Raw genomic sequence first — 5,111 nt, forward strand, 5'->3', positions numbered from 1 at the left:
GGAGCGTGGATCAGCGAGCGGCGTCATGCGGCTTCGCGTCCAAGGCGGAGGAGCGAGGCGACGCGGAGCGTCGTCGACCGACGACAACGCCGGAGGCGGAGTCGCATGACGCCGGGAGCCCGCGCGCCATCGCCCCCGAGGTCGTTAGCATGACGCTGATCTTTTCCGAATCTTTCCGACCGATTCTGTACGGGAGCCACCATGAAGCTCGGGGTGCGCTGGACCCTGCACGGCGACGGGCGGAACCCCGCCCCCGGCGCCGTGGTACGCCCCGACGAGCGGCTGTCCTGGCCCCGCACGGCCGGGCTCGGCGCCCAGCACGTGGTGGCGATGTTCGGGGCGTCGTTCGTCGCGCCGGTACTCATGGGCCTGGATCCCAATCTGGCCATCATGATGTCCGGTGTCGCCACCGTCATCTTTCTGCTGGCCACCCGGGGCAAGGTGCCCAGCTATCTGGGCTGTTCGCTCTCCTTCGTCGGCGTCGCCGCCACGATCCGGGCCTCGGGCGGTGACAGTTCCACCGTCACCGGCGCGGTCCTCGTGGTCGGCGCCGTGCTCTTCCTCGTGGGCCTGGTGGTGCAGCGGTTCGGCGCCGGGATCATCCACGCGGCGATGCCGCCGGTGGTCACCGGCTCGGTCGTCATGCTGATCGGCTTCAATCTGGCGCCGGTCACCGCGTCGACGTACTGGCCCCAGGACCAGTGGACCGCGCTGCTGGTGATGCTCTTCACCGGACTGGCCGTGGTGTGCCTGCGCGGTTTCTTCTCGCGCATCGCGATCTTCCTCGGTCTGCTCTTCGGGTACGGGATTTCCTGGGTCTTCGACCGGGTCTTCGGTCGGATCCACTCCCCGGCGGGCGGGCCCGAGGCCGTCGACCACTGGCGCTTGGACCTCTCCGCGGTCGGCAACGCCGACTGGATCGGGCTCCCGTCCTTCCACGGCCCTAGCTTCGAATGGTCGGCGATCCTGGTCGCCCTGCCGGTCGTCATCGCGCTGATCGCGGAGAACGCCGGGCATGTCAAGGCCGTCGGCGAGATGACCGGCGACTCGCTCGACGACAAGCTGGGCACCGCGATCGCGGCCGACGGCGCCGCGTCCATGCTGTCCACGGCGGTCGGCGGGCCGCCGAACACGACGTACTCCGAGAACATCGGGGTGATGGCCGCGACGCGCGTCTACTCGACCGCCGCGTACTGGGCGGCGGCCGGGTTCGCGCTGCTCTTCGGGCTCTGCCCCAAGTTCGGCGCGGTCGTGGCGGCGATTCCCGGCGGTGTCCTCGGCGGGATCACGGTCATTCTGTACGGCATGATCGGCCTGCTCGGCGCGCAGATCTGGATCAACGCGAAGGTCGACATGCGTAATCCGCTGAATCTGGTGCCTGCGGCTGCGGGCATCATCATCGGCGTCGGCGGGGTCGGTCTGCAGTTCTCCGACAACTTCGAGCTCAGCGGGATCGCGCTCGGCACGATCGTGGTCATCACGGGCTATCACGTGCTGCGGGCGCTGGCCCCCGCGCATCTCAAGGGCCAGGAGCCACTGCTGGACGAGGGCACGTCGTCGTACGACGCGGAGCGGTAGGGGGCGGAGCCCGCGGCGGGCTTGTTTCCCACCCCGCCCCTTCCCGAAGTCCTCAAGCGCCGGACGGGCTGAAAGTTTTCTTTGGGCCCGTCCGGCGCTTGAGGACACGCCCGAAGGGCGTCCGGGGGCCCACCCCCGCCTCCCCGCGCACTCGTTCGCCCGTTCTGGGGAAGCCACGGCCACCCGCGCCGGGCGAAGGGCCCGGCCTGCGACGCTGCCCGTATGACGCAGATCGGGCAGCAGATCAAGCACTTCCCCACCCCGGCCGACCCCGCCCCACCCTCCGTGCGCACCGTCGTCGCCCGGATGCGCGCATTCCACTCCCACTGGCCGCCGTCCGACGGTCTCGCGGTCTTCAACGGGGTCTATCTGACGGTCACCGAGGAGATCGACCGGCGCATCGACTGCGGGGTGTTCCCCGACGCCCGCACCGCCGCCACCCTCGACGTCCTCTTCGCCGAGCGATACCTGGCCGCCGTCGACGCATCGATCGCGGGGCGACGGCCACCGGACTGCTGGCGGCCGCTGATGCACTACAGGCACCATCCGGGCATCAGCCCCGTGCAGTTCGCGCTCGCCGGGATCAACGCGCACATCGGGCACGATCTGGCGCTGGCCGTCGTCGACACCTGCCATGCGCTGGGCTGTCGGCCGGCCGATCTGGAGGCCGACTTCGACCGGGTGGGCGACACGCTCGTCGCGCTGGAGGAACGTATCCGTGAGGATCTGATGCCCGGGCCCGACCTCCTGGAGATCGCCGATCCGCTCACCCATCTGCTCGGCTCATGGAGCCTGGACCGGGCGCGCGACGCCGCCTGGTCCGCCGCCCGGCTGCTCTGGAGCCTGCGCGAACTGCCGGAGCTGGCTGACGAGTTCAGGCAGCGCATGGACGGCACGGCGGGGCTCGTCGGGCGCTGCCTGTTGACCCCGGCGGGCTGAGCCCGGCCGGGGTCAGGCCCGCCGACGCCCGCTCAGTCCTCGGGGAGCTCGACCGGGGCGATCTCGTCGTAGAGGTCACCGGGGCCGGGGTTGGAGGCGTCAGTGGCGCCGCCGAGTTGGTGCATCACGCCCCACACCGCGTTGAGCGCGGTCTGTACGGCGCCTTCCGCCCAGCCCGCGGTCCACGAGATATCGTCGCCCGCGAGGAAGATGCCGCGCTTGTCCTCGGGCAGCCGGTCCTGCATGAAGTGCGTGAACAGGCGCCGCTGGTAGCGGTAGTGACCGGGCAGGTTCGCCTTGAACGCGCCCATGAAGTACGGCTCGTTCTCCCAGGAGACGGTCACCGGGTTGCCGATGATGTGACGGCGGATGTCGACCTTCGGGTAGATCTCGCCGAGCGACTTCAGCATGACCTCCATCCGCTCGTTGGCGGACAGCGGCAGCCACTTGAGGCTGTCGTCGCACCAGGTGTACGAGAGGCAGATGGTGGCGGGCTTGTCCGGGCCGTCGTCCAGCAGATACGTGCCGCGGGTCATCCGGTCGGTGAGCGTCATCGACATCACGTCGCGCCCGGTCACCTCGTCCTTGTCCAGCCAGAACGGCCGGTCGACGGGCACGAACAGCTTGGACGACTCCATGTAGTGGGTGCGCTCCATCGCCGTCCAGTGGTCGATCGGGAAGAGCGAGTCGTCGCAGGTGATCTTGGAGAGCAGCAGCCAGGACTGGGCGGTGAAGATCGCGGCCCGGTAGGTGCGGATGTCGCCGGAGGCGTCGGTGACGGTGATCCGGTTGCCCGCGGTGCGGTGCATCCGCGTCACCGCGGACTTCGGGGCGCCTTCGTGGAGCGACTTCAGCGACGTACCGGCGGGCCAGTGCACGAGCTTCTGCGGCTCGCGCTCCCAGAGCCTGACCGGGAGCTGCTGGCTGCCGCCGACGATGCCCCGGTGGTGGTCGTCCGCCTCGGTGTAGACGACCCGCAGGATCTCCAGGATGGAGTTGGGGAAGTCGGTGTCCCAGCCGCCGGTGCCGAAGCCGACCTGGCCGAAGATCTCGCGGTGTCGGAAGGACTTGAAGGACTCCGACTCGCAGAGGAAGCCGTAGAAGGTCTGGTTGTCGAGCTTCTCGACGAGCTTGGCCCAGATCTCGCGGATCCGCGGAACGTCGCGCTCCCGCATGGCCTGGTTCATGTCGGAGAAGTCCGCGCCCTCTTCCAGACAGGCGTTCCAGGCGTTCATGACGTCGCGGTAGACCTGCGGCAGGTCGTCGACGGTCACGGCGTAGTGCGACTCGCCCTTGAGGTCGACGACGGTCGAGGGGGTCTCGGGGGCCAGCGGGTTGGGGAACGCCTTGGTCTCCAGGCCCACCAGGTCGATGTAGTGGTTGAGCGCCGTGGAGGACGGCGGGAAGCGCATCGCGCCCATCTCGGCGGTCAGCGAGGTGTCGCAGCCGTCGAAGCCGACGGTACGCAGCCGGCCACCTATCTGGTCGGCCTCGTAGACGACGGGCTTGAGGCCCATTTTCATCAGCTCGTACGCGGCGATGATGCCGGACAGGCCGCCGCCGATGACCGCGACCTCCGTGCCGTGCTCGGTCGCCGGTATCTGGCCGAGGCCCGCCGGGTGGGCGAGGAAGTCGTCGTACGCGTAGGGGAAGTCCGGCCCGAACATGGTGATCGGCGGCTGCGCGTCGATGTGCTGGACAGCGGTGGGCACCGTGGACGTCATGGGGTACGGACTCCTTGCAGGGCGGAAAGAAAAGAGGGCGGGGCGCGGGCGCGTCAGCCGAGTGACGTGTACAGGCCGGGGCGGCGGTCGCGGAGGTACGGGTTGTTCTCGCGCGAGGCCCGCAGGAACTCGGGGTCGGCGTCGCCGAACACCAGCTCCTCGTGGCGGCCGGCGCGGGCGCGGGCCGTGCCGTCGGGGCCCGCGAGGCAGCTCAGCCCGACGAACTCGAACTCGCCCTCGGTGCCGGTCCTGTTGACGTACGCGACGTACATCTGGTTCTCGAAGGCCCGGACGGGCACCACGGACTCGGCGACGAACTGGAACGGGTGCATCTGGGCGGTCGGCACCAGCAGCAGGTCGGTGCCCGCGAGCGCGTGGGCACGGACGTTCTCCGGGAACTCCACGTCGTAGCAGATGATGATGCCCAGCCGCAGGCCGCCGAGCTCGGCCTGGACGACCGGGGTGTCGCCGGGCGTGAACCACTCCTGCTCGAAGCCGCCGAAGAGGTGGGTCTTGCGGTAGTTCGCCAGTCGCGCGCCGTCGGGGCCGATCAGCTGCGCCGCGTTGTAGACCTGCTCGCCGTCGCGCTCCGGGTAGCCGTAGAGGACGGCGAGGCCGTGGCGTACGGCGATGTCGGCGACGGCGACGGCCGCCTCACCGTCGGCGGCCTCGGCGAGCCGGTGCACGTCGGCCCCGATGGCGTAACCCGTCAGGAACATCTCGGGGCAGACCAGCAGCGCGGCGCCCGCGTCGGCGGCGCGGCCCGCGGCCTCGTCGAGGACCTTGAGGTTCCCGGCGACGGAGCCGGGACGCCCGGAGCTCTGGAGCAGGGCGGTACGCAGCGGCATGGCAGACCTCGGGCAGGTGGGG

General features: G+C 70.0%; 4 protein-coding genes. 2 read left to right on the top strand and 2 right to left on the bottom strand.

All coding sequences use genetic code 11. The features are described from left to right. The first annotated feature begins 201 nt into the window (after positions 1–201). Positions 202–1,578 (top strand): uracil-xanthine permease family protein, encoded by a 1,377-nt coding sequence (locus tag QMK30_RS25190; protein WP_283520601.1) that lies wholly within the window; start codon positions 202–204, stop codon positions 1,576–1,578. 222 nt (positions 1,579–1,800) lie between these two features. Then, complete coding sequence (locus QMK30_RS25195) at positions 1,801–2,517, top strand: DUF5995 family protein (RefSeq protein WP_283520602.1); 717 nt, start codon at positions 1,801–1,803, stop codon at positions 2,515–2,517. A gap of 32 nt (positions 2,518–2,549) precedes the next feature. Here the strand turns inward: QMK30_RS25195 and QMK30_RS25200 are convergent, their stop codons facing one another. Both QMK30_RS25200 and QMK30_RS25205 read right to left on the bottom strand, forming a co-directional pair. Continuing rightward, complete coding sequence (locus QMK30_RS25200; protein WP_283520603.1) at positions 2,550–4,241, bottom strand: flavin monoamine oxidase family protein; 1,692 nt, start codon at positions 4,239–4,241, stop codon at positions 2,550–2,552. A 53-nt stretch (positions 4,242–4,294) separates the two neighbouring features. Beyond that, the gene (locus QMK30_RS25205; protein ID WP_283520697.1) at positions 4,295–5,089 is read right to left on the bottom strand and encodes a carbon-nitrogen hydrolase family protein; all 795 of its coding nucleotides are present in this window, start codon (positions 5,087–5,089) and stop codon (positions 4,295–4,297) included. Positions 5,090–5,111 lie beyond the last annotated feature (22 nt).

The sequence above is a fragment of the Streptomyces sp. H27-C3 genome, assembly GCF_030063415.1.
Taxonomy (GTDB): domain Bacteria; phylum Actinomycetota; class Actinomycetes; order Streptomycetales; family Streptomycetaceae; genus Streptomyces.

Coding starts and splice junctions, on each gene's coding strand:
- QMK30_RS25190 (WP_283520601.1), top strand. CDS start 202: ATGAAGCTCGGGGTGCGCTGGACCCTGCACGGCGACGGGCGGAACCCC.
- QMK30_RS25195 (WP_283520602.1), top strand. CDS start 1,801: ATGACGCAGATCGGGCAGCAGATCAAGCACTTCCCCACCCCGGCCGAC.
- QMK30_RS25200 (WP_283520603.1), bottom strand. CDS start 4,241: ATGACGTCCACGGTGCCCACCGCTGTCCAGCACATCGACGCGCAGCCG.
- QMK30_RS25205 (WP_283520697.1), bottom strand. CDS start 5,089: ATGCCGCTGCGTACCGCCCTGCTCCAGAGCTCCGGGCGTCCCGGCTCC.